General features: G+C 55.2%; 22 protein-coding genes and 1 riboswitch. Of the genes, 12 read left to right on the top strand and 10 right to left on the bottom strand.

Going from position 1 to position 24,134, the window contains the following annotated elements:
• Positions 1-162: 162 nt before the first annotated feature.
• The gene (yjbE, locus tag ACR8BF_RS17560; protein ID WP_008926598.1) at positions 163-420 is read right to left on the bottom strand and encodes an exopolysaccharide production protein YjbE; all 258 of its coding nucleotides are present in this window, start codon (positions 418-420) and stop codon (positions 163-165) included.
• A 566-nt stretch (positions 421-986) separates the two neighbouring features.
• A complete protein-coding gene (gene pgi, locus ACR8BF_RS17555) occupies positions 987-2,633 on the bottom strand; it encodes a glucose-6-phosphate isomerase (RefSeq protein ID WP_179897173.1) in 1,647 nt (548 codons plus the stop codon).
• Between the two features lie 391 nt (positions 2,634-3,024).
• Positions 3,025-3,217, top strand: a riboswitch (Lysine riboswitch).
• Positions 3,218-3,330: 113 nt separating this feature from the next.
• Here pgi and lysC point away from each other — a divergent pair.
• Both lysC and panS read left to right on the top strand, forming a co-directional pair.
• Positions 3,331-4,683 (top strand): lysine-sensitive aspartokinase 3, encoded by a 1,353-nt coding sequence (lysC, locus tag ACR8BF_RS17550; RefSeq protein WP_022625207.1) that lies wholly within the window; start codon positions 3,331-3,333, stop codon positions 4,681-4,683.
• Positions 4,684-4,943: 260 nt separating this feature from the next.
• Positions 4,944-5,861, top strand: coding sequence for a ketopantoate/pantoate/pantothenate transporter PanS (gene panS, locus ACR8BF_RS17545; protein ID WP_003855809.1), 918 nt, complete (start codon positions 4,944-4,946; stop codon positions 5,859-5,861).
• A gap of 88 nt (positions 5,862-5,949) precedes the next feature.
• Here the strand turns inward: panS and ACR8BF_RS17540 are convergent, their stop codons facing one another.
• The 6 genes from ACR8BF_RS17540 to ACR8BF_RS17515 form a co-directional block, all read right to left on the bottom strand.
• Positions 5,950-7,575 carry a Na/Pi cotransporter family protein gene (locus ACR8BF_RS17540; protein WP_179897179.1) on the bottom strand — a complete coding sequence of 542 codons (1,626 nt, stop codon included), beginning with the start codon at positions 7,573-7,575 and terminating at the stop codon, positions 5,950-5,952.
• A gap of 110 nt (positions 7,576-7,685) precedes the next feature.
• Positions 7,686-8,678, bottom strand: a complete 993-nt coding sequence (locus ACR8BF_RS17535) for an ABC transporter ATP-binding protein (RefSeq protein ID WP_179897181.1) — start codon at positions 8,676-8,678, stop codon at positions 7,686-7,688.
• Between the two features lie 2 nt (positions 8,679-8,680).
• Complete coding sequence (locus tag ACR8BF_RS17530) at positions 8,681-9,466, bottom strand: ABC transporter permease (protein WP_434745339.1); 786 nt, start codon at positions 9,464-9,466, stop codon at positions 8,681-8,683.
• An 11-nt stretch (positions 9,467-9,477) separates the two neighbouring features.
• Complete coding sequence (locus tag ACR8BF_RS17525; RefSeq protein ID WP_434745338.1) at positions 9,478-10,323, bottom strand: ABC transporter permease; 846 nt, start codon at positions 10,321-10,323, stop codon at positions 9,478-9,480.
• Positions 10,320-11,132 (bottom strand): alkaline phosphatase family protein, encoded by an 813-nt coding sequence (locus ACR8BF_RS17520; protein WP_292986653.1) that lies wholly within the window; start codon positions 11,130-11,132, stop codon positions 10,320-10,322. The genes ACR8BF_RS17525 and ACR8BF_RS17520 overlap by 4 nt, the downstream gene beginning before the upstream one ends.
• A gap of 20 nt (positions 11,133-11,152) precedes the next feature.
• Positions 11,153-12,214 carry an ABC transporter substrate-binding protein gene (locus ACR8BF_RS17515; protein WP_179897188.1) on the bottom strand — a complete coding sequence of 354 codons (1,062 nt, stop codon included), beginning with the start codon at positions 12,212-12,214 and terminating at the stop codon, positions 11,153-11,155.
• Between the two features lie 205 nt (positions 12,215-12,419).
• Here ACR8BF_RS17515 and ACR8BF_RS17510 point away from each other — a divergent pair, with 205 nt between their 5' ends.
• The 4 genes from ACR8BF_RS17510 to ubiA all read left to right on the top strand — a co-directional run bounded on the left by ACR8BF_RS17510 (position 12,420) and on the right by ubiA (position 15,103).
• Complete coding sequence (locus ACR8BF_RS17510; protein ID WP_313697897.1) at positions 12,420-13,127, top strand: UTRA domain-containing protein; 708 nt, start codon at positions 12,420-12,422, stop codon at positions 13,125-13,127.
• Positions 13,128-13,197: 70 nt separating this feature from the next.
• A complete protein-coding gene (gene psiE, locus ACR8BF_RS17505; protein WP_090963668.1) occupies positions 13,198-13,608 on the top strand; it encodes a phosphate-starvation-inducible protein PsiE in 411 nt (136 codons plus the stop codon).
• A gap of 87 nt (positions 13,609-13,695) precedes the next feature.
• Complete coding sequence (gene ubiC, locus ACR8BF_RS17500; RefSeq protein ID WP_434745337.1) at positions 13,696-14,208, top strand: chorismate lyase; 513 nt, start codon at positions 13,696-13,698, stop codon at positions 14,206-14,208.
• A gap of 10 nt (positions 14,209-14,218) precedes the next feature.
• Entirely contained in the window at positions 14,219-15,103 is an 885-nt protein-coding gene (gene ubiA, locus ACR8BF_RS17495) for a 4-hydroxybenzoate octaprenyltransferase (protein WP_179897194.1), read from the top strand.
• Between the two features lie 60 nt (positions 15,104-15,163).
• Here the strand turns inward: ubiA and plsB are convergent, their stop codons facing one another.
• Positions 15,164-17,587, bottom strand: a complete 2,424-nt coding sequence (gene plsB, locus ACR8BF_RS17490; protein WP_179897821.1) for a glycerol-3-phosphate 1-O-acyltransferase PlsB — start codon at positions 17,585-17,587, stop codon at positions 15,164-15,166.
• Between the two features lie 128 nt (positions 17,588-17,715).
• Here plsB and ACR8BF_RS17485 point away from each other — a divergent pair, with 128 nt between their 5' ends.
• The 4 genes from ACR8BF_RS17485 to ACR8BF_RS17470 all read left to right on the top strand — a co-directional run bounded on the left by ACR8BF_RS17485 (position 17,716) and on the right by ACR8BF_RS17470 (position 20,603).
• Complete coding sequence (locus ACR8BF_RS17485) at positions 17,716-18,084, top strand: diacylglycerol kinase (RefSeq protein WP_179897196.1); 369 nt, start codon at positions 17,716-17,718, stop codon at positions 18,082-18,084.
• Between the two features lie 105 nt (positions 18,085-18,189).
• The gene (gene lexA / locus ACR8BF_RS17480; protein ID WP_010252231.1) at positions 18,190-18,804 is read left to right on the top strand and encodes a transcriptional repressor LexA; all 615 of its coding nucleotides are present in this window, start codon (positions 18,190-18,192) and stop codon (positions 18,802-18,804) included.
• Positions 18,805-18,902: 98 nt separating this feature from the next.
• Positions 18,903-20,225, top strand: coding sequence for an MATE family efflux transporter DinF (gene dinF / locus ACR8BF_RS17475; RefSeq protein ID WP_434745336.1), 1,323 nt, complete (start codon positions 18,903-18,905; stop codon positions 20,223-20,225).
• A 165-nt stretch (positions 20,226-20,390) separates the two neighbouring features.
• Positions 20,391-20,603 carry a CsbD family protein gene (locus ACR8BF_RS17470; RefSeq protein ID WP_090963679.1) on the top strand — a complete coding sequence of 71 codons (213 nt, stop codon included), beginning with the start codon at positions 20,391-20,393 and terminating at the stop codon, positions 20,601-20,603.
• Between the two features lie 86 nt (positions 20,604-20,689).
• Here ACR8BF_RS17470 and zur read toward each other — a convergent pair whose 3' ends face one another.
• The gene (gene zur / locus ACR8BF_RS17465; protein WP_313697835.1) at positions 20,690-21,211 is read right to left on the bottom strand and encodes a zinc uptake transcriptional repressor Zur; all 522 of its coding nucleotides are present in this window, start codon (positions 21,209-21,211) and stop codon (positions 20,690-20,692) included.
• A gap of 449 nt (positions 21,212-21,660) precedes the next feature.
• Between zur and ACR8BF_RS17460 the strand changes: the two genes are divergently transcribed.
• Together ACR8BF_RS17460 and dusA are read left to right on the top strand one after the other, a co-directional pair.
• The gene (locus ACR8BF_RS17460) at positions 21,661-22,911 is read left to right on the top strand and encodes a conjugal transfer protein TraF (protein ID WP_179897202.1); all 1,251 of its coding nucleotides are present in this window, start codon (positions 21,661-21,663) and stop codon (positions 22,909-22,911) included.
• A 106-nt stretch (positions 22,912-23,017) separates the two neighbouring features.
• Positions 23,018-24,010, top strand: a complete 993-nt coding sequence (gene dusA / locus ACR8BF_RS17455; RefSeq protein WP_434745335.1) for a tRNA dihydrouridine(20/20a) synthase DusA — start codon at positions 23,018-23,020, stop codon at positions 24,008-24,010.
• Positions 24,011-24,134: the final 124 nt, after the last annotated feature.

Below are 24,134 nucleotides of genomic sequence, written 5' to 3'. Positions count from 1 at the left end.
AAAATAACCACACAGGCGTGTGGTTATGTTTAAAGGTGCTCTGCCCGTTACGTCTGGCTGCAAAGCGGCAGACAACGTTGCTCCGCTGAAGTCTTCACCGTAGTGAGTTTCAGCCTCGCCCGTTTGTTACCGTTCAGTAATCAGACGCGTATCGGGCATCCATCAACGAGTGGTGCTCGTCGTGGTTGTGGTTGTTGTACCGGTATTTGCACCGTCACCACCGCCAGAAGCGGCAATGCCGAGCCCGACCAGCGCGCCAAGTGCGCCGATACCGACAGCGGTGGACGCACCAGCAGAGATTGCTCCCGCCTGCGCGCCTGCTGCAGTACCTGCTTCACCGGCTTCCTGCGGCGCAGCAAATGCGCTTGAGGAGGCGGCAACGAGGATCAAGGCTGCACCGGCAACCATAGTTTTTTTCATAACAACGTTTCCTGCATTGAGTGAATGAAGGATCTCTGACCGGCAACAATGGCGATGCAGACAAGCTGCGACCAGTGCGACGGACAGTCCCATTGCGGGCGCGTTCATTATAGGGCAACAAAATATCAGAGTTCAGTGCCATAAAAACCAGGGCAAATGACGGGGCAATTGCGTGATTTAATCAGTAAGATTGGGGATAACTACTTTTTATATCGGAATATTTCCGGTTGATACCCTATATTTCGCTGCAGTTAAGGGGAATGCAAAGCGTAATGTTCTTTTTTATTAATATCTGGTACGGAATAAGAATAATCAGAATTTACTCAGGGCGGTTGTAATTAAATATGATTATGAATCAATAGTTAACCTGCTCATCATCCGTTTTTCAGGTCCATTTTATACTGGGTGTGACTCTGTTTCGCAGGTCGATGTTCAGAATTATCTTAGGCTACTTTAGGACTTTTCCCGCGTCAGAGTTTATCGATCAATCCAGAAATTGCCCAATAAGCCCTTAAAACAGACAAAAAAAGGGCGGCAAGGTTGCCGCCCGATGAAATTAATGCCGATTAACGCCAGGATTTATAGCGGTTAATTAAGGCATTAGTGGAACTGTCGTGAGTGGTAATTTCATCCTCATTTTCCAGTTCCGGCAGAATACGGTTTGCCAGCTGCTTACCTAATTCCACACCCCATTGATCGAATGTGTAGATATTCAGGATGGCGCCCTGAGTGAAGATTTTATGCTCATACAGGGCAATCAATGCGCCCAGGCTGTATGGGGTGATCTCACGCAGCAGGATGGAGTTGGTCGGGCGGTTACCTTCAAATACCTTGAACGGCACGATATGAGCCACTGACTCTGCAGATTTACCTGCATCAGTAAACTCTTTCTCGACAACGTCGCGTGACTTACCAAACGCCAGCGCTTCGGTCTGGGCAAAGAAGTTAGAGAGCAGCTTCGGATGGTGATCTGTCAGCGCGTTATGGGTAATGGCTGGCGCAATAAAGTCACACGGAACCAGCTTGGTGCCCTGATGAATCAGCTGATAAAACGCGTGCTGACCGTTGGTGCCGGGTTCGCCCCAGATGATTGGGCCAGTCTGGTAGTCCACCGGATGACCGGCGCGATCCACATACTTGCCGTTAGACTCCATATTTCCCTGCTGGAAATAGGCGGCAAAGCGGTGCATGTACTGGTCGTAAGGCAGAATCGCTTCGGTTTCAGCACCAAAGAAATTGTTGTACCAGATGCCAATCAGCGCCAGCAGTACCGGCAGGTTTTGTTCCGCAGGAGTGGTTGCGAAGTGCTGGTCCATGGCATGTGCGCCACTCAGCAGCTGCTCGAAGTTGTCGAAGCCAATCGAAAGAATGATCGACAGACCGATGGCTGACCACAGTGAATAGCGGCCGCCAACCCAGTCCCAGAATTCAAACATGTTGTTGGTGTCGATACCGAATTCACCCACCGCTTTGGCGTTGGTCGACAGCGCAGCAAAGTGTTTCGCTACGTGCTGCTGATCGCCTGCAGTTTTCAGGAACCAGTCGCGCGCGCTGTGGGCGTTGGTCATGGTTTCCTGGGTAGTGAAGGTCTTTGATGCGACCAGGAACAGGGTGGTTTCCGGGCTGAGATCTTTCAGCGTTTCGGCGATGTGGGTGCCGTCAACGTTGGAGACAAAATGCATATTCAGATGGTTTTTGTACGGACGCAGCGCTTCAGTCACCATAAACGGGCCGAGATCGGAGCCGCCGATACCGATGTTCACCACATCCGTGATCGCTTTACCGGTATAGCCTTTCCATTCGCCGCTGATGATGCGTTCGGAGAAGCCTTTCATCTTGTCCAGCACCGCGTTGACGTCAGGCATCACATCTTTGCCGTCCACCAGAATCGGCGTGTTACTCCGGTTACGCAGTGCAACATGCAGCACCGCACGATCTTCAGTGCGGTTAATCTTCTCACCCGAGAACATAGATTTAATGGCACCGCTGAGATCGGTCTCTCTGGCCAGCGCCTGTAACGTATCGAGGGTTTCCTGGGTGATGCGGTTTTTAGAGAAATCCACCAGCATCTGATCATCAAAGGTGGCAGAGAATTTGGCAAAACGATCGGCATCCTGGGCGAACAGATCGGCAATCTCTACCGATTTCATCTGCTCAAAATGCTGTTGCAGCGCTTTCCAGGCTGCGGTTTGTGTCGGATTGATATTTTTCATGGCAACACTCTTGTTGATATTAAGAACCGTCATTCCATCGGAGGCACATCATGCCCGTTTAGCGTTTCAGTATGACCACAGTTGTAACTGAAAGGAAAAATTTTGTCAGCGCGCGCCGGACAGGCGTTTTCAACGCGGCTGTTTATCGTCAGCATTCACTGGCGCGAATAGCCAGCGGGTCGCAGAGGCAACGCGCGGCAAAGTGTGACGCGAAAGTCTGCGCAAAACGTTGTGCCGTGTCAGGGATTGTTGCAGGTGCTGAACCCATTAAGCACTGTAGCCGCTGTGGCGCAGGTTAATTTGTTTTCTGATGCGGCGATCCGGCCATCGCTGACATTGACAGCAGGTCCAGAAAAGGCTAAATCTATGCGCCTACTTGCGCACCTGTGTGCAAGCCAGAAGAGGCGCGTCGCCCAGGCAGTGTGTTGGAGGAACCGTATCCGGTGAAAACACATGATGGGGAGCGACGCCGAGGTGGGTCAGCACGCGGTGTGTTGCCTGTCGGCTACAGGGGCTGAATCCTCTGGGTTGTCACCAGAAACGTCTGCAGTCGACGTTTCGCAAGGTGGGGCGCTTCTGGGTGACTCGTCTATCCGATCTTGTCCGCCCGTTTCTGCTCTTTCCTTGTGCCTGGCTGAAAGAATGTTTCTCGACCCTTTCATCGGCGAGAACAAGATAACCTGACACGAGGTCCTACATGTCTCAAACACTGATAGTGGCAAAATTCGGCGGCACCAGCGTAGCCGATTTTGAAGCGATGAACCGCAGCGCCGATGTGGTGTTGCAGGACGCCAGCACGCGTCTGGTCGTGCTCTCTGCTTCGGCGGGCATTACTAATCTGCTGGTTGCGCTGGCTGAAGGCCAGCAGGCTCCTCAGCGCGCTGTGCTGCTTGATGATATCCGCCGTATCCAGTACGCCATAGTTGATCGCCTGCAGCGCCCTGAAGTGATCCGTGATGAAATCGATCGCATGATCGACAACATCAGCATGCTCTCTGAAGCTGCTTCACTGGCCACCTCGAATGCCCTGACCGATGAACTGGTCAGCCACGGCGAGCTGATGTCATCACTGCTGTTTGTAGAAATTCTGCGTGAACGTCAGGTTAACGCAGAGTGGTTCGATGTGCGCAAGGTCATGCGTACCGACGATCATTTTGGCCGGGCAGTACCGGATGTTCAGGTGCTGGCGGAGCAGGCCACGGCGCAATTACAGCCACGCATTGAGCAGGCTTTGGTCATTACGCAGGGTTTTATCGGCAGCGAAAGCGAAGGGCGCACCACCACCTTAGGTCGTGGCGGCAGTGATTACACTGCTGCACTGCTGGGTGAAGCGCTGAACGCGGCGCGTGTGGATATCTGGACAGATGTGCCGGGCATCTACACCACCGATCCTCGCGTAGTGCCGACGGCCAAGCGCATTGATGAAATCACTTTTGAAGAAGCCGCCGAAATGGCGACGTTTGGCGCGAAAGTGCTGCATCCCGCAACGCTGCTACCCGCCGTACGCCGGGGTATTCCGGTCTTCGTCGGTTCCAGCAAGGATCCGGCAGCGGGCGGTACCCGTGTCTGCAACGAAACGCGCAACCCGCCGCTGTTCCGGGCGCTGGCTTTACGCCGCAAGCAGACGCTATTAACGCTGCATAGCCTTAACATGCTGCATACATTTGGTTTCCTTGCCGAACTCTTTAATATCCTGGCGCGCCACAATGTCTCGGTTGACCTGATCACCACCTCCGAAGTGAGCGTGGCGCTGACCCTCGACACCACCGGCTCGACCTCAACGAGTGCCAGTCTGCTGACCCAGGCGTTGCTGACTGAACTCTCGTCGCTGTGCCGGGTAGAAGTAGAAGAAGATCTGGCGCTGGTGGCGATTATCGGCAACCAGCTGTCAAAAGCGTGCGGTGTCGGTAAAGAGGTATTTGGTGTACTCGATCCGTTCAACCTGCGGATGATTTGCTACGGCGCCAGCAGCTACAATCTTTGCTTCCTGGTGCCGGGTAATGATGCGGAAAGCGTGGTACGTACCCTGCATCGCAATCTGTTCGAGTAATCTTTTGGTTCATGCCGATTATCGGCACCGTGATGAGTGGTTTTATCTACCGTGGTTTAGAGGAAAAAGCAGCGTAATTTCTTCGATATCCAGCGGATCGGCAGCAGTCGATCCGCATTTTCCCGCCTCGCCCCATCTTCGTCTTACGCCATGATAATGAAATGTTATGATTCCACCTTCGTCACGGCAGTCGTTCCTGCCAGGCGACTCTCTATGGCAAACCTGCATAAAACATAACATTCTTATAAGGAAGTCTGGCTATGCTCGCCACGTTAACCCGCCTGTTCCCGCTCTGGGCCGTGCTGTTGTCTGTTGCCGCCTATTACTCTCCAGGTACCTTTCTCGGCATCGGCCCCTGGGTCACTTATCTGCTGATGCTGATTATGTTCGGCATGGGTGTCACCCTGAATATCGACGACTTTAAGCGAGTACTGACCCGGCCTGCGCCGGTGATTGCCGGAACTTTCCTGCACTATCTGGTGATGCCGTTAGCCGCCTGGGGGCTGGCAAAACTGTTTCATATGCCGCCCGACCTGGCAGCAGGGATGATTCTGGTCGGCTCAGTCGCCAGTGGTACCGCCAGCAACGTGATGATCTACCTGGCGAAAGGGGATGTGGCGCTGTCGGTGACGATTTCGTCAGTCTCCGCGCTGGTGGGTGTGTTCGCCACACCGTTGTTAACCCGCTTTTATGTTGATACCCACATTCAGGTTGATGTGGTGGGCATGCTGCTGAGTATTGTGAAGATCGTCGTGATCCCGATTAGCCTCGGGCTGATTATTCATCACAGCATGAACAGTGTGGTTCGCCGGGTGGAACCCTGGCTGCCTGCGTTTTCGATGGTCTGCATTCTGCTGATCATCAGTGCGGTGGTGGCGGGCAGTCAGGGCTTTATTGGATCCGTGGGTCTGATGGTGATCGCGGCGGTGATTCTGCATAACGCGATTGGCCTGCTTGGCGGCTACTGGGGTGGCAAACTGTTTGGCTTCGATGAATCAACCTGCCGCACACTGGCACTGGAAGTCGGTATGCAAAACTCCGGTCTGGCAGCGACGCTGGGCAAACTCTACTTCTCGCCGCTGGCGGCATTGCCGGGCGCGCTGTTCTCGGTGTGGCACAACCTTTCAGGTTCACTGCTGGCGGGTTACTGGTCCGGAAAGCCGATTAAGAAGAAGTAACCGTGGCGGCGCATGATTATGATGCGCCGCTTCTCACTGCTGTAGCGCCGGGTGTTTTCAGCCTGACGCAATGCTCTGTTCACCCGCCTTATTCATAATCCCGTTCATCGTCGGGCTGGTCCAGCACGGTATAGGCCACACTGCAGAACAGCGAATTCAGGCGCTTCATGTCGCCGAGTAAACCGAGGTGCAGCGAGCTGGTCTCGATGCTCTGCACGTTCTGCTGGTGCAGGCGATCAACGTGGGCGTGAGAATAGCGGCGAATCATCAGGCGGAAGCGATGTTTAGCGCGACGCAGACGTTTCGCGCTGGTGACATCGTGCGACAGAAACACCGACAGACTCATTCTGAGATTGGCGATCAACAGCTCCTGTAGCTCCTGAAGCTCTTTTAATCCTTCGGCAGAAAACGCGCGGCCCGCTGCCAGCGACTTGTCTGCAACGTCGCCGCTCATCCGCTCAATAATGTCACCGGCCTGCTCCAGATTGAGTGACATCTCAATGATTTCGCCCCAGCGGCGCGAATCGTCTTCAGGCAGATCCTCTTTTGGCATTCTCGCCAGATAGAGTTTGATGGCGGTATAGAGCACATCGACATCATCATCCAGTCGCCGCACCGTGCGCTCCTCGCGGGATTCGCCATGCACAACTTTATTAAATGCCTCCAGCATCTGCTCCAGCACGTCACCCATACGCAGCGCTTCACGGGCGGCGTTCACCAGCGCCAGCGCCGGGGTATCCAGGGCGCTGCGATCGAGGTGCTTTGGTTTGAGGTGCAGTGCGTTGTCGACGTCGTCGGCAATGAGACGACGGCAGAGGCGCGCCATCAGGTCAGCAAACGGCACCATCGCCACGCAGCGGATGAGGTTGTAAAACACATGGAAGAAAATCACTAACTCTTCATCGTTGACCGGCAGCTTATCAAGCCAGGTCGCCACAATATCGACAAAGGGCAGGATCAGCACGCAGCCGATGAACTTGAACAGCAGGCTGCCCAGCGCTACGCGCTTGCCCGCAGCATTCGAGCCGCTGGCATTAATCATCGCCAGCAGGCCGCTACCGAGATTGGCACCAATTACCAGACAGAGCGCAACCTTGAACGAAATTACCCCGGTGGCGGTGAGCGTCGCAGTGATCAGCACCGCCGCCAGGCTGGAGTAACTGATGATGGCGAATACCGCACCCAGCAGCGCATCGAGCATGACGTCGCCGGTCAGGCTGGAGAAGAGCACCTGGACACCGGCAGCCTGAGTTATTGGCCGGGCTGCTTCAACAATCAGCTGCAGCGCCAGCAATATCAGGCCCAGGCCAATACTGGCGCGGCCTAACTGACCGGCGCGCGTCTGTTTGCGGCTGAGGAAGAACACCACGCCAAAGAAAATAAACAGTGGTGAGAGCCAGGAGAGATCAAAGGTCAGGATACGCGCCATGATGGCCGTACCGACATCTGCGCCCAGAATCACCACCAGCGCGGGCGTCAGGCTGACCAGATTCTGCGCCACAAACGAGGTCACCAGCAATGTGGTGGCATTGCTGCTCTGCACCAGCGTGGTCACGCCGATGCCCGCCAGAAACGCCATCGGTTTTTTTTCTATGCTGCGGCTCAGAACGCGGCGCAGGTCGGCACCATAGACCCGCATGATGCCGGTTCGCACAATATGCGTGCCCCAGACCAGCAGGGCCACAGCAGAGAGTAGGTTAAGCAGGGTTAACACGTGGTGTTGCTCCTCGTTTGTCAGGCTTCAAACAGCACAGACTGCCAGCCTGACAGCGAGAGCAATCTGTAAAGGGGATTGCCGTGCTATGCGTGATTTTTTCCTGTGTTTTAAGCAACCTGGCGCAAAGTCGACATCTCCAATTGTAGACCAATCTTCCTGCCTGCGGGATGCAAATCCGCCGCCGAGCGGTTAAGCACATCCACCGAAAGTTCCACGTCATGCGCCCGGATTCGATAGCGGATCACGTTCCCCAGCAGGCTGTGGCTGAGGATCTCCGCAGGAATGCCCTGGCCCGGCGCGGTGAACAGCATCGATTCCGGGCGAATGGCCACCTGGCTGTGAAAAGACTGGCCGGTCAGGCGCGTTGCCTGCTCAGCACTGAGCAGGTTGTAGTTGCCGATAAATCCGGCGGCGAACAGATCGACCGGCTGGGTATAGAGCGCTTCGGCATCCCCGTTCTGCACGATTTTACCCCGGTTCATCAGCACGATGCGATCGGAGAGCGTCAGCGCCTCCTCCTGATCGTGGGTGACGAAGAGGGTAGTGAGATTCAGCTCACGCTGGATGCGCCGGATTTGATCGCGCAGATGGCGACGAATACGCGCATCCAGTGCCGACAGCGGCTCATCCAGCAGCAGCAGACGCGGACGCGTCACCAGTGAACGCGCCAGCGCCACGCGCTGACACTGCCCGCCCGATAGCTGATGCGGATAACGGCGTGCATAGTCATTGAGTTCAACCAGTTCCAGCACCTCCAGCACCCGCTGGCGGATCTGCGCTTCGGGCAGTTTCTGCATCTTCAGACCAAACGCGACGTTCTTCTCCACGGTCATGTTGGGAAACAGCGCATAGCTCTGGAACACCATGCCAATGGCGCGCTTCTGCGGTGCCAGTGGCACGATATCTTTGCCCTCTATTCTGATCTCGCCGCTGTCGACGCTGGTTAGCCCGGCCAGACAGCGCAGCAGCGTTGATTTACCGCAGCCGCTGGGGCCGAGCAGAGTGACAAATTCACCTTCTGCGGCGCTGAAATTGATCTGCTCAAAAATAGCTGTGGGTCCATAGGACTTGTTCAGCTCTCTGACCTCAAGATAATGCATATTCAGCCTCGTTCAGGATTCAGGGTGTTGGCCAGCCAGGTGACCAGCAGCACGACCAGGAAATAGGAGATCACCAGTGCGCTGGTGAAGTGACCGCTGCCGTTACGCATGTTGAAGAGATAAACCTGCAGCGTTTCATAGCGGTTGCCGACCAGCAGGTTAGCGAAGACAAATTCGCCAATCAGAAAGGAGAAAGAGAGCAGAACGGCAATCAGCATCCCTTTGCGCAGGTTGGGCAGCACCAACCAGATCGCCGCCTGCCAGGTACTGGCTCCCAGCAGCTGTGCAGCATCAATCAGCTCTTTGAGGTTGATTGCCTGCATATTGTTCGCCAGCGCCCGATAGATAAAGGGCAGTGCGATGGTGAAATAGCAGCCGATTAAGATCCATGGCGTGCCGGTCAGCATCAGCGGTGATGAAGAGTAGAGCTGGAGTAATCCCACAGATGACACCACCGGGGGCACGGCGAAAGGCATCAGGATCAGGATGTTCATCACCGAATCCAGTCGGGGAAAGTAGTAAGCGATTACAAACATGGTAGGCAGCACCAGTACTAGCGAGAACAGCAGCGCACCGAAACAAATGAGCAGCGAATGGCCTAACGCCGTCAGAAAACGCGGATCGCTCCAGAGCTGGATGAACCATTTCAGGCTGTAGCCCTGCGGCAGGATGGTGTTACTCCAGTCGGACGACACTGCATAGAGCAGCGTCGCCAGTAAAGGCAACGCCAGCAGGGTAAAAAGTAACCCGACCATGATCCGGTGATAAAGATGCTCAGCACGCGACATGACGGCTCCTTTCATGGCTGTTTCGCATTGAGATAGCTGCGCCGCACCAGATACTGCTGCACCAGGGTGATGAGCGCCATAATGGCCACCAGCAGCATCGCCAGCGCGCTGCCGGTATTGGGATCCAGCGAAATATCACCGGACACCAGCGCGGCGATGCGCACCGGCACCACGTTGAAATTACCGGTGGTCAGGGCGTAAATCGTGGCGTAGGCACCCAGCGCATTCGCCAGCAGGATCACGAAGGTTCCAAGCAGCGCCGGGAACAGAATCGGCAGGCCGATGTGCCACCAGTAGTGACCGCGGCTGGCACCCAGCAGCGCAGCGGACTCCTGCCACTCTTTTTTCAGCCCGTCAAACGCCGGGTAGAGCAGCAGCACGCCCAGCGGGATCTGGAACCAGGTGTAAACCAGCACCATGCCGTTGCGCGAGAAAAGTCGGAAGCTCTCAATCACACCATAATGGCGCAGCAGCAGCGTCAGGCAGCCGTTCAGCCCCAGCAGAATCACAAAGGCAAATGCCAGCGGGACACCGGCAAAGTTGCTGGTCATGTTGGTAAAGGAGATAAGAAAGCGCTGGAGTCGTCCGCCGCCGAGCTGATGCAGCGAATAGCCGGTGACCAGCGCAATCAGTAGTCCCCAGACGCTGGACCAGAGCGAGATATCCAGCGAAAAGCGAAAGGCCTGCTGATAGAACGGTGAGGTGAGGATGTCATGATAGTTATCCCAGCCCCACTGGCTGTTCATGTCACTCCAGAAACTGTTGATGGCAATCCACAACAGCGGTGCCAGCTGAAAGCCAACCCAGAACAGGGTGAAAGGTAACAGCAGCAGCAGTGCGAATCCTTTTCCCTTCATCGTTGAGACTCCGCCAGCAGGCCGCGACAGACCGGCTTGTCATGCGCCACTTCAAGCAGTTCACACAGCGTGCCACACAGGTCGGTCTGCTGGGGTACAAGATCAGGCTGCAGCGAGAAAGCGCGACCAAAAACGAACAGGGGTACCGTGGTCTCCTCCGGCAGAATCCCTCCGTGGGAGCGATCGTCATTCATGCCGTGATCGGCGGTCACCATCACCTGGTAGCCCCCGGCCAGCCATAGCGGCATCCACTGCGATAGCAGACCGTCGGCGATGCGCGCCCGGTTGCGGTACTGCGGCGAGGAGAGCCCCGATCTATGACCGGCATCGTCAATATTCATCGGGTGGATCAGCAGAAAATCGGGATCGTGACGCAGCCGCAGGCTCTCTGCATCTTCAAACAGATGCGAGTCGGGATAACTATCGTCAGAGTAAAAATGGCCAAACTGAATGGGCAGGTCCGGCGCATCGGTGTGACGATCGCGCGCCGGAACGAACGGGGTACGGTTATAAAGCTCACTCACCCAGTGGTAGGCCGCCGCCGCAGTCGTCAGGCCCGCCGCGCGCGCAAAATGAAACACGCTGCGTTCGCGACTTAACCGGCTGACGCCATTATGAATAATGCCGCTTCTGACCGGCGGAACCCCTGTCAGAATGCACTCATAAAGCGGGCGCGACAGCGACGGTAATTCACAGGTCATAGAGTAATAGAACCCGTTGCCCTGCGAACATTCGGCATGCAGGTAACCCATTGCATGTTGTGCGACCTGATTGCTCAGGCCGTCCAGCACGACCAGTATGGTCTTCATTCCGTTCTCCCTGCCGCGAACTACTGCTGCATGTTGATGATGACGTTTTCCTGCCACAGGCGCGGCAGCATTTTCGACGATTTATCCCAGGCAGCCTGATCCTTAACCGGACGGGCGTTTTTATATTCTGATTGCGGCAGCAGGCGAGCCTGAACGTCCGCTGGCAGGGTCAGGTGCTCAGCACGAATCGGGCGGGCATAGCCCTTCGCCAGATTGATCTGTCCCTGGTCTGAGAAGATATATTCGCGCGTCAGTTTTGCGGCGTTAGGGTGTTTCGCATATTTGTTGATGAGGGTGGTATAGCCGGAGGTCACGGAACCATCAGACGGTATCACCACTTCGTAGCGATTTTTGTCGATCTGGTCACGGTAGTTAAGCGCGTTAAAGTCCCACACCACCGCCATCTGCACTTCGCCTTTTTCGATGTTCGCAATCACCGGGTCGGTTACGCCAAGGCGCCCCTGTTTTGCCAGATCGGCAAAGAACGCCAGCGCTGGCTTCAGGTTCTTCTCATCACCGCCTAAAGCGTAGTTTGCAGCCAGTACGCCGTTAGCCGCCTGAGCAGCCACACCGACGTCGCCGATAGTAACCACATACTTACCTTTCTTCAGATCGGCCCAGCTGTGGGGAATATCTTTAACCTGCTGCTTGTCGATCAGAAAGGCGATAGTGCCGGTATAAGCCAGCGCCCAGTGACCGTCTTTATCTTTGGCCCAGGCCGGAATCTGATCCCAGTGCGTCGGCTTATAGGGCTGGGTGACGCCTTTAGCAACGGCAATCGGGCCAAAGGCGGCGCCCACGTCACCGATGTCAGCGCTGGCGTTCTCTTTCTCGGCATCGAATTTCGCCAGCTCCTGCGCCGATGACATATCGGTATCGCTGTGCTTAAGGCCATATTTGCTGCTGATGTCGTTCCAGGTATCTTTCCAGTTGGCCCAGCTGTCTGGCATCCCGACGCTGTTGACCTGACCTTCACTGCGGGCGGCTTTTTCCAGCGCGGCGAGGTCGTTATCGGCGGCCTGCGCAACGGGCAGGGTGAGGACTACAGCACTGGCTACTACAGAGGCGATAAACGCTTTCATCTCAGTTGCTCCGGGTGTAAGTTGATGGGCCTGGCTGGTCTAGTCCAGCAAGAACCGAGCCAATGTAGCCCCTGTATATGAACGATTTATGACAAGGCGGTACGGTGCGGGGATGGGCGACAAGAGACGTGATCCGCTTGACCGTCACAGGCACGTTTACCTGAACAGTCAGAGTGCGAAGTCGCACCAAAATGAGGCTACTGTTGTGGAGTCGATAGCACTCAAAACGGCGGATGCGATTGCCAGCGCACTGCTGACGCGCATTCAGGCGGGTGAATTCAGCGGCGGGCGACTGCCGTCAGAGCGTGCCTTAAGCGAGGCGTTCAGCACCACGCGCATTACTCTGCGGGAAGCGCTGGGCAAGCTGGAAGCGCAGGGTATGATCTACCGGGAGCTGCGTCGTGGCTGGTTTATCGCGCCGCCGCGTCTGGTCTACAATCCGCTGCATCACAGTCACTTTCATGCCATGGCGATGGAGCAGGGACGGCAGGCGACCACCGAGGTCATCGCCGCTGAGCAGGTCGCGGCGCACGACAGCGTAGCCCGCGCGCTGCGGCTGGCCCCCGGTTCGGCGGTTTACTGCATCCGCCGCCTGCGGCGCATTGATGGGCGTGCGGTACTGTATGTTGAACACTATCTCAACCCGCGTTTTTTCCCCGGGCTGCTCGATGAAGACCTGACCCGTTCTCTGACCGATCTCTATGACCAGCGCTACGGTATTCGATACGGCGGCGCGCGCTTCACTATTCTGCCTGGCCCGCTGCCGGAGGTTGCCGCCCCCACGCTGAATGTGGCACCGGGCAGTCCCGGCTTGCTGATCACCCGCATTAATCGCAACCAGCAAAAAGAGGTGATTGACTGCGATTGTGAATACTGGCGCTACGATGCGCTCTGTGTTGATGTGGAGGCCTGAGGAGTTATTGTGATTTGCGTCACACTCGCGCATGATACCGCGCGCTAATAACTCCTTTTAAAGGCGCAACATGAGTGACAAAAATCCTTTGGCCCGCCACCTTGCAACAGTACTGCAATGGGTGCTGAATCTGGGTCTGCTGAGTCTGGCGATCATCCTGATCGTCTTTTTAGGCAAAGAAACTATCCATCTGGCAAACGTGCTGTTTAACACTGGCGAACAGGCTTCCTCCTATCTGCTGATTGATGGCATCGTCATCTATTTCCTCTACTTCGAATTTATCGCCCTGATTGTGAAGTACTTTCAGTCTGGCTATCATTTTCCGCTGCGCTATTTTGTCTATATCGGCATCACGGCCATCATCCGCCTGATTATCGTCGACCATAAAAATCCCTTCGATACGCTCTGCTACTCTGCGGCGATTCTGATTCTGGTGATCACCCTTTGGCTGGCAAACAGCAACCGGCTGAAACGCGAGTAATCTTCCTGCCGTCTGACACGACGGCAGGTGTTCGCATCGCTTCTCTGCGCTAAACTAGCGACCTGAAAATTATCGGGAGTGGTGCTCATGTCGCAAGACGCACTCAGCTTATTACGTTCGCTCATCTGGCTTTCTCCGTCGCAGGCCACTCTGGCGCCGCCATTGCTTGACTGGCTGATGGAGGAAGATTCAATGACGCGCCGTTTTGAACAGCACTGTCAGCGGGTCACGGTTCAGCTGCTGCGTGAAGGTTTTATCGACGCCAGCGAGTTGGGTGAGGAAAGGGCGTTGTTGCCAGACGATGAACGCTTCTGGCTGCGTGAAGTGCTACTGTTCGGCGACGATCAGCCCTGGCTGGCTGGCCGCACGCTGGTGCCGGAAAGCACCCTCAACGGGCCAGAGGCCATGCTGCAACAGCTGGGCACCCGTCCTCTGGGTCGCTATCTCTTCTCCTCGTCGACGCTGACCCGTGATTTTATTGATCCGGGCCAGGTAGAGGGATTGTGGGGACGGCGTTCGCGCCTGCGTCTCTCCGGCAAACCGCTGCTGCTGACTGAACTGTTTTTACCGGCATCGCCGCTTTATCGCGATCTGGTCTGAGGATCCTGTGGTGCAAAATAGCTTAAGTATGAATAAGTGGCGTGCCTATGCTCGCCTGATGCGTATCGACAAACCCATTGGTACGCTGCTGCTGATGTGGCCAACGCTCTGGGCATTATGGCTGGCGGGTATGTCGATTCCGCCACTGCCGGTGCTGGCGGTGTTTGTGGCCGGAGTGATTGTCATGCGTGCGGCTGGTTGTGTGATCAATGACTACGCCGATCGCAAAGTCGATGGTCACGTGGAGCGCACGAAGCACCGGCCACTGGCCAGCGGCGCGGTCAGTTCAAAAGAGGCTAAGCTGCTGTTCGTGATTCTGGCGCTGGTGGCTTTTGCGCTGGTGCTGACCATGAACCTGATGACAATTATGCTCTCCGTCGTGGGGCTGGCGCTGGCGTGGGTGTATCCCTTTATGAAGCGCTATACCCATCTGCCGCAGGTGGTGCTGGGGGCCGCATTTGGCTGGGCGATTCCTATGGCATGGTCCGCAGTTAGTGAGTCCTTACCTCTGGTATGCTGGCTGGTATTTATCGCCAACATCTGCTGGACGGTCGCTTACGACACGCAGTATGCGATGGTGGATCGGGATGATGATCTGAAGATTGGTGTGAAGTCGACGGCGATTTTATTTGGTCGCTTCGACAAGCTGATCATCGGTCTGCTGCAACTGGCGACCCTGCTGCTGATGGCGCTGGTGGGCATGATGCTGCATCTGAACAGTGCCTTCTACTGGACGCTGCTGCTGGCGGCTGCTCTGTTTGTGTATCAGCAAAAGCTGATCGCCGGGCGTGAACGTCAGCCCTGCTTCCAGGCTTTCCTGAATAACAACTACGTCGGGATGGTGCTGTTCCTTGGCGTACTGATGAATACGCCGCCGTTCAGTCAGCTGTTCTGATAGCGTTTCCGGACATAAAAAAGGCGACCTCATGAGGTCGCCTTTTTACTGTGTGCGATGTCAGTCGTGCGCTACCGCGGTTTCAATTGTCATGCGGACATCACTGGTGACAAGGTCAGCCAGGATATGCCAGGTCGCCAGGGTCTGCGCGACATCGGCATCACCGCTGTCGCTGATATATCCTTCATCGCGCAACGTCAGCACCAGCGAGGTAAAGACCGCTTTGTCGAAGAACTCCGGGGCATTGATCCCGTGCAACACTGACAGACGCTGTGCCAGCGTCCGGCTCTCTTTCTCCAGCGTGCCACGGTTAATCGTCGGCTTGGCGCTGAGAATAGAGAAGGTAATGGCATAACGCTGCAGCGTTTCGCGCACGCCAGCAGCCAGCAGTTGCAGCGTGCGATAGCGTGCTGCGGTAAAGCGCAACTCACCCGCTTCGAAGGTAATCAGTCCCTGACGCGCCAGCTCCTGACTCACGTCAGTCAGCAGTTGTGGCAGCTCATCGCTCTGCCAACGCAGGAACAGTTCACTCTTCAGCATCGGGTAGATCAGGCTCACCTGACGCAGCAGTTCCGCTTCGCTCAGCGTCTGATGCTGCTGAACAATGGCAGCAATCAGCGACGGCATCACCAGCATGTGATGAATGTTGTTGCGATAGTAGGTCATCAGCACTGCCTGCTCGCGCGGCAGAATAATGATGTCGCCAATGCTGTCCTTTTCACTCTCAAACTTATTCATACCCATGGCGTGATCGAGCAGCGCTTCCGCTGAGAGATCGGGTACGGTCGCATTTGGCGAGTAAGGCACGTTGCGCAGCAACTGGGTATAGCACTCCAGTTGTTCAATCAGCTGTTCACGGGTTAGTGAGCGCTGACGTGACGCCAGCAGCGCCGTGACACAGAGGTTCATGGCGTTAGCCGCGCCCGCTTCATTGATACGCACCATCAGGCTGGCAGCAATATCGTTGACGGTTGGTGTTAACCAGCTGGGCCGCTGCGGCTCAATCGGATCGATTGCATCGCGCCATTCCGGCACCCGCTTATTGAGATAGTTGACCAGCGGCAGGGGTTCGCCAAAGTTAACGTAACCCTGACCGAGATTGCGCAGCTTGCGTAAGCCGCGCACCATCTGCATAAAGCCTTCTTTCTCTTTCGCTGCACCGCGCAGTTCTTTAGCGTAAGTGCCCACTTCCATCACGTGCTCATAGCCGATGTAGATCGGCACCAGCGTGATGGGGCGATTTCCACCGCGCAGCATCGCCTGCAAGGTCATGGCTAAGGTACCGGTTTTAGGGTCCAGCAGGCGACCGGTACGTGAGCGACCTCCTTCCACAAAATACTCAACCGAATAGCCCCGGGTGAACAGCTCGCCGAGATATTCGCGGAATACCGTGGCGTAGAGCTTGTTGCCTTTAAAGGTACGACGAATGAAGAAGGCGCCCAGACGACGGAAAATCGGGCCAGCTGGCCAGAAGTTGAGATTGATACCTGCGGCAATGTGCGGCGGCACCAGTCCCTGATGATAGAGCACATAGGAAAGCAGCAGATAATCCATGTGGCTGCGATGGCACGGCACATAGACAATCTCGTGGCCATCCTGCGCCAGCTGGCGGACTTTTTCGCCGCCATTGACGTTGATGCCCTGATAGAGCCGACTCCAGAGCCAGCCCATCACGCGGTCAGTTACGCGGATGGCTTCATAGGAGAAGTTTGCCGCAATCTCCTCCATCATCTCGACGGCGTTCTGCTGCGCTTTCTCATGGGAGATTTTTTTGCTGCGTGCTTCATCTTCGACGGCTTTTTCAATCGCTTTGGATTGCAGAAGGCGATTAAACAGATCCTGACGCGCCGGTAAACGCGGGCCGATCGCCGCCATTCGCTGACGGGCAAAATGGATGCGTGCCACGCGAGCCAGTTTCTGGGCAATCGACTTATCTGTACCGTGTTCCGTTGCCATACGGCGCAGTGAGACAGTCGGCGAGAAACGGACAAAACTGTCGCGTCCATGCCAGATTACTGCAAAGAACTTCTGCACCCCGTTCAGCACCCGCAGATGCGGCGTCGCTTCGCCCTGGACTTCACGTCCTGGCGCGCGGCCAAACATCACCGTGACTGGCAGCATCTGAATATCCAGCTTAGGGTTATTGCGATGCAGGTCCAGGTAATCGTGAAAGATTTTCACCGATTCAACGCTGGGCACAAAATAGGGAAAGACGCGCGGGCCATCATGGATAAACACGTGGCGTGGCAACAGTGAACCATCAATCTCCAGCGGAGTGAGTGGGTCGGGCAGATGATGCCGCAGACACTGTGCACGTAAAGTCAGTAAGTCAGCCTTCGAATCGTAAGGCAAAACATACATAATAGGTCGGGTCGGATCCAGACCATGTTCAGACACGGGATCGGCCGGAATGGCCTTACTTTTTACCAAAAAGGAGAGTGGTAAATTAAGTAATTTGTAATAGAGTTTACGCCAACCTGACATAGACAACATGAAGCCTCTTGTTAGCAAAGCGCCGCAAGCATATCAGAAAGCGCAGCGAAGATCTGTGGTGGTGCCAATTGCACGCAGCCCAGACATTGACGTCAATCCGATGAAAGGGTTCCCACATCATGGCAAATAATGCCACCGGACTTATCAGAATAGTAAAAGCCGCAGGCTACTCATGGCAGGGACTGCGAGCCGCCTGGCAACATGAAGCGGCGTTTCGGCAGGAAGCGCTGGCTGCACTGGCCGCTATTATTATCGCGTGCTGGCTGGATGTCGATGTGATCGCCCGCATCCTTATGATTGGGGTGGTGGTGCTGGTGGTCATTGTCGAAATCCTCAATAGCGCCATTGAAGCGGTGGTCGATCGCATCGGTCAGGAGCATCATCCGCTGGCGGGCCGCGCAAAAGACATGGGCTCGGCAGCGGTGCTGATCAGCATCATACTGGCCCTGTTTGTCTGGGTCGCGCTGCTCTGGACACATTTGCGATAGCCCTTCCACAACGCGCCTGAGGGCGCGTTTTACCTGACAATCGGTTTCCATTTCGCCAATACCTGTATATACTCACAGCGACTGTATAAACAACCAGGGGGCGGGATGAAAGCATTAACCAGCAGGCAGCAGCAGGTCTATGACCTGATTCGCGACCATATTTCTTCAACGGGCATGCCGCCTACGCGTGCAGAGATTGCCGCGCAGCTGGGCTTCCGTTCGCCAAATGCGGCAGAAGAGCATCTGAAAGCGCTGGCGCGCAAAGGCGTCATCGAGATCGTTTCTGGTGCTTCGCGCGGCATTCGTCTGTTAATGGAAGAAGAAGCCTCTGAAGGGCTGCCACTGATTGGCCGTGTTGCAGCCGGTGAGCCGATCATGGCGCAGGAACATATCGAAACCCATTACAAGGTCGATCCAGGCCTGTTCAAACCATCTGCTGACTTCCTGCTGCGCGTCAGCGGAATGTCTATGAAAGATATCGGGATTATGGATGGCGACCTGCTCGCGGTACATAAAACCCAGGATGTGCGCAACGGCCAGGTTGTTGTTGCCCGCATTGATGATGAAGTCACCGTTAAACGCTGGAAAAAGCAGGGTGCTATCGTGCACCTTTTGCCTGAAAACAGTGATTTCGACCCGATTGTTGTCGATACCCGTGCTCAGTCGCTGACTATTGAAGGTCTGGCGGTTGGCGTGGTCCGTAACGGCGAGTGGCTCTGATTCTGAGGGCTGCGTGCATTCGCCTTTTCTGATGCTATTCTGTCTGCCCTAATTTTGTCGCCTGCTTTACTGCAGCGACACTGAGCACGGAACGGCGAATGCGCTTTGTCACGGCAACGGATAAAAATCTCTGGCGGCTTGCGCTGCCGATGATCCTTTCAAATATCACCGTTCCCTTACTGGGGGTGGTCGATACTGCAGTTATTGGTCATCTCGACAGCCCTGTCTATCTTGGCGGGGTTGCGGTCGGGACAACAGTGACCAGCTTCCTGTTTATGCTGCTGCTTTTCCTTCGAATGAGTACCACTGGCCTTACGGCACAGGCGTTTGGTGCGGGCGATAAAACCGCTCTGGCACGTGCACTGGCACAGCCGCTGATCATTGCGTTGCTGGCAGGTGTCCTGTTCATCGCTTTACGTTATCCGATTATCCAGCTGGCGACCCACCTGGTTGGTGGCAATCCCGATGTTCTTGAACAGGCGGCACTGTTTATTCAGATTCGCTGGCTCAGTGCGCCTGCAACCCTGGCAAACCTGGTGATTCTGGGCTGGCTGCTGGGCGTGCAGTATGCCCGCGCGCCGGTGATCCTGCTGGTGGTGGGCAATCTGGTTAACATCGTGCTCGATCTCTGGCTGGTGATGGGGTTGCACTGGGGTGTCGCGGGTGCGGCAACCGCCACGGCGCTGGCGGAGTACATCACGCTGGGCGTCGGCGGTATTATGGTCTGGCGGGTGTTAAAGCTGCGCGGTATTACGTTTAATCTGCTGAAGCAGAGCTGGCGCGGTGACAGCGGCCGGCTGCTGCGCCTCAACCGGGATATCATGCTGCGCTCTCTGATGCTGCAGCTCTGTTTTGCCTCGCTCACCGTGCTGGGTGCGCGGCTGGGTCCGGATGTGGTAGCGGTTAACGCAGTATTACTGATGTTCATTACCTTTACTGCCTACGCGCTGGATGGTTTTGCCTACGCGGTTGAAGCTTTTGCCGGCGAAGCACATGGCGCAAAAGATGGCAGTAAATTGCAGCAGGTCTGGCACTCAGCCTGTCGGCAGGCGCTGGTGGTAGCGCTGTTCTTCTCGCTGGCTTATGCCATTTTTGGCCCGCAGATTGTCACCCTGCTGACCTCTCTTCAGTCACTGCAGCAGACAGCAGACCGCTATCTGGTCTGGCAGATAATCATGCCGCTGATCGGCGTCTGGTGTTATCTGCTGGATGGGATGTTCATTGGCGCGACGCGCGGACGTGAGATGCGTAACAGCATGGTCGTGGCAGCGGCAGGCTACTTTCTGACGTTGCTCAGCATACCGATGCTGGGCAATCACGGCCTGTGGCTGGCGGTGACGGTTTTCCTGGCGCTGCGCGGCCTGTCACTGTGGCTCATCTGGCGTAAGCACTGGCGTCATAACAGCTGGTTTGACGCCTGATTCTGCAGAGGCTGGCCCAGGTTGATACGGATTATTCTGTATTATTCCATGGTTATGAAATTGGCTACTACAATTAACTTTAAGCAGCGCAGTTAACCAGCGCTTTATATCGTTATTTTGTTGAGTAGCAAAATAATCATTAAACCCGAGGATTGGAGGTCTGCCATGAATAAAGACGAAGCGAGCGGCAACTGGAAGCAGTTCAAAGGCAAAATGAAAGAGAAATGGGGCAAGCTGACCGACGATGATATGCAGGTTATCGAAGGTAAACGCGATCAGCTGGTCGGTAAAATCCAGGAACGTTACGGCTATGCGAAAGATGAAGCAGAGCGCGAAGTAACGGACTGGGAAGGCAAGAACAAAGATCACCGCTGGTAATCACGATATCCTGATAATGAGCTTAAGCCGCTTCGGTGTGCCCGCACCGGAGGGTACAGGGATGGAATCGCACAAGGATGTGCCAGTTACCCGCGTTTTCCCCGCTTTTTCCCCTCATCATGGTGATCATGCTCGCAGCTCTCCTGGTGCGTACAGGCTTCAACCGCAGCACAACTTTCACATAACCCATGCGCTTCAATCACACTGTGGCGCAATGTAAACTGCGCCTCACCTGCCAGCGTCGTAATAATCTTCTCCACACCTTGTGCCTGTTTCTCTGTAACAGCAGCACAGCGGTCACAGACCAGCATCACCGACGTATGGGCTGGCGCTTCAAAGTGATGACACATGACGTAGCTGTTATTGGATTCCACCCGATGAATGAAACCCTGCTCCAGCAGGAAATCGAGCGCACGATAGACCGTGGGCGGCTTGGCCTGAGGTTCACTGACGCGAAGTTGATCCAGCAAATCATAGGCGCTGATTGAGCCGGGCTGTTCGGCCATCAGGCGCAATACTTCAGCACGCTGCGAAGTCAGACGCACACCGCGTTGCAGGCACATTTTTTCGGCCTGAATCAAAATTTGCTGTGACGTCATGTTGGTCATGAAAATACTCCGCTGGATAAGTGATGTTATTTTATCACACATAGTTTCGCGATGCTGAAGTTGGTATTGTTTTAAAAATCAGCATTACTTGCCTGATAAAGCAGCATAATCAGAGTTTAACCCGTCTTTTATCTCAAATATGACGACGAATCAGATCCACCCTGAATCGACCTGAAGCGGAATTTGTTGGCCTTTTGCTTTGCATCTCACTGAGTTAAGAAGTAATGTTCAGAAAGACTTAAGAAAAGTCTGGCATTATTTGAAATATCACGGCGCAGTTTGAACAATTACAATGATTTTTTGATTGGAAAACGTCCAATCCCTTGAACTAAGACACTGTTTCCTTTGAATTCACAGCAATAACGCGTTAGCCAGGGTTCACAATAGGGCTAACAAACTATTCAGTCGTTGAATGTTTCAATGACAATTTCTCAGGTGATGGCAGGCAAATGGTGAAAAAATCCGCTCAACGTTCAGCGCTGAAGTACTCCGCTGTAGTGACCGCGCTTTTCCTTTCTTCTTCCGCCATGGCGGCAGGGACCTGGTATGATGCACGTAATGACGCAATGGGCGGCACCGGCGTCGCATCTTCTCTCTATGGCTCCGCAGTGCTGGCAAACCCGGCATTGATGACGCGCGCCAAACCCGACGATAACGTCAGCATTATTATTCCCTCGGCAGGTATTCAGGTTACTGACAAAGACAAGCTGCTCGATAAAGTCGATGATATTTCGGACACCGTGGATCGCTACCGCACGGTACTGGGTAACTTTACGGCAGCGGATTTTTTCCGTGGCTATCCTGAACTGCGCGCCGCCTCTGGCGATGTCGCCAACAGGCTAAGCGATTTGCGCGGTAACAAAGCCGACGGCAGTGCGGGCGCTGCGGTTGCGGTTACCATTCCCAATGAGACCCTGCCTTTCGCCTTTATCACCAAAGCCTACGGTACCGCGCATGTCCGCGCTAACGTAGTACAGGGTGATATCGACTACCTGCGCGGTGTTGCTAATGGCACGGTTTTCCCACGTCCGGGCGATCAAAATAATCTTCGCTCCAGTGCGAATGGTTTAGCGGCACTCACCACCGATTATGGCGTTGCGGTGGCGCATGAGTTCACCATCGCCGGTCAGCCCGTATCGGTAGGCGTGACGCCAAAAGTGCAGAAAACCTGGCTCTATAACTACACCGCCAGCATCTACAATTACGACAAGAACGACATCAACAATAGTCAGTATCGCAGTACCGACACCGGCTTTAACGTTGATGCCGGTCTGGCGACCACCTTTGCTGAAAACTGGACGCTGGGTGTCACCGGACAGAACCTGGTGTCGCGCGATCTGCAGACCAAAGAGGTCAATGGTTTCCGCGACACCTACCAGATTCGCCCGCTGGTCACCACCGGCCTGTCCTGGGATAAAGGTCCGTTTACCGTGACGGGCGATGTGGATCTGACTGAGACTAAGCGCTTCAAAACCCAGGATAACAGCCAGTATGCGGGTGTGGGCGCGGAATACCGCGTACTTGACTGGCTGCAGCTGCGTGGCGGTTATCGTGCAGACATGCGTTCTCACGACGAGAATGTTGCCACGGCCGGTTTCGGTCTGTCGCCGTTTAACAAAGCCGTCCATCTGGATCTGGCGGGCTCAGTGGGTGCTAACAACACCTGGGGCGCGATGATGCAGCTCGGCTTTAACTTCTAAGCGCGTTATTCAGACTGTTCGGGGGCGGGCGATGCACTATCGTCCGCCCTTGTGTTATCCTTGCACAGAATTCCATCACCTTTAATTACCGGATTGTCTGCGCTTCATGCCTAATTTCTCTTCGCAACGCTTCTCTATCGCCCCCATGCTCGACTGGACCGATCGTCACTGTCGCTATTTTCATCGTCAGCTGACCGGTGACACGCTGCTCTATACCGAAATGGTGACCACGGGCGCGATCATTCATGGCAAAGGGGATTACCTGGCTTACAGTGAGGCTGAACATCCGGTCGCCTTACAGCTTGGCGGAAGCGATCCGGCAGCACTGGCGCAGTGTGCGAAGCTGGCAGAGCAGCGCGGTTACGATGAAGTAAATCTTAACGTCGGCTGTCCCTCTGATCGGGTGCAGAATGGCCGTTTCGGCGCTTGCCTGATGGCCGAGGCGAATCTGGTCGCGGATGCCATTAAGGCGATGCGCGACGTGGTCTCCATTCCGGTCACGGTGAAAACCCGCATCGGTATTGATGAGCTGGACAGCTATGAATTCCTGACCGATTTTATCGGCACAGTGGCGGGACGCGGTGAGTGCGAGACATTTATCATCCATGCGCGTAAAGCGTGGCTCTCCGGCCTCAGCCCCAAAGAGAACCGCGAAATTCCACCGCTGGATTATCCCCGCGTCTATCAGCTGAAACGCGATTTTCCCCATCTGACCATCGCGCTTAATGGCGGCGTGAAAACGCTGGAAGAGGCACAGACTCATCTGCAGCACCTCGATGGCGTGATGATGGGACGTGAAGCCTATCAAAACCCTGGCATTCTGGCGCAGGTCGATCAGACATTGTTTGGACGTGAGCATCCGGCGGCTAATCCGGTGGAAGTGGTACGCGCCATGTATCCCTATATAGAAGCGGAACTGGCGAAGGGCACGTATCTGGGACACGTTACACGGCATATGCTGGGTATGTTCCAGGGTATTCCGGGCGCCCGTCAATGGCGACGCCACCTGAGTGAAAACGCCCACAAGCCGGGTGCTGATGTTCGTGTGCTGGAAGCGGCGCTCGCGCTGGTAGCGGATAAGATCCCACAGGAAGCGTGATCCGCAATCCAGCCCTGAAAAACCAGCCCTGAAGGCTGGTTTTTTTTACGCCACGATATGGTTTTTTTCGCCAGGCTAACGGGCATTTACGAACCGTTATTAGCTAAAAATCAATGAGTTAATG

This window comes from Candidatus Pantoea rara (assembly GCF_051136265.1).
GTDB lineage: Bacteria > Pseudomonadota > Gammaproteobacteria > Enterobacterales > Enterobacteriaceae > Pantoea > Pantoea rara.
The sequence above is the reverse complement of the archived record's forward strand: the minus strand, read 5'-3'. Positions and strand labels throughout refer to the sequence as shown.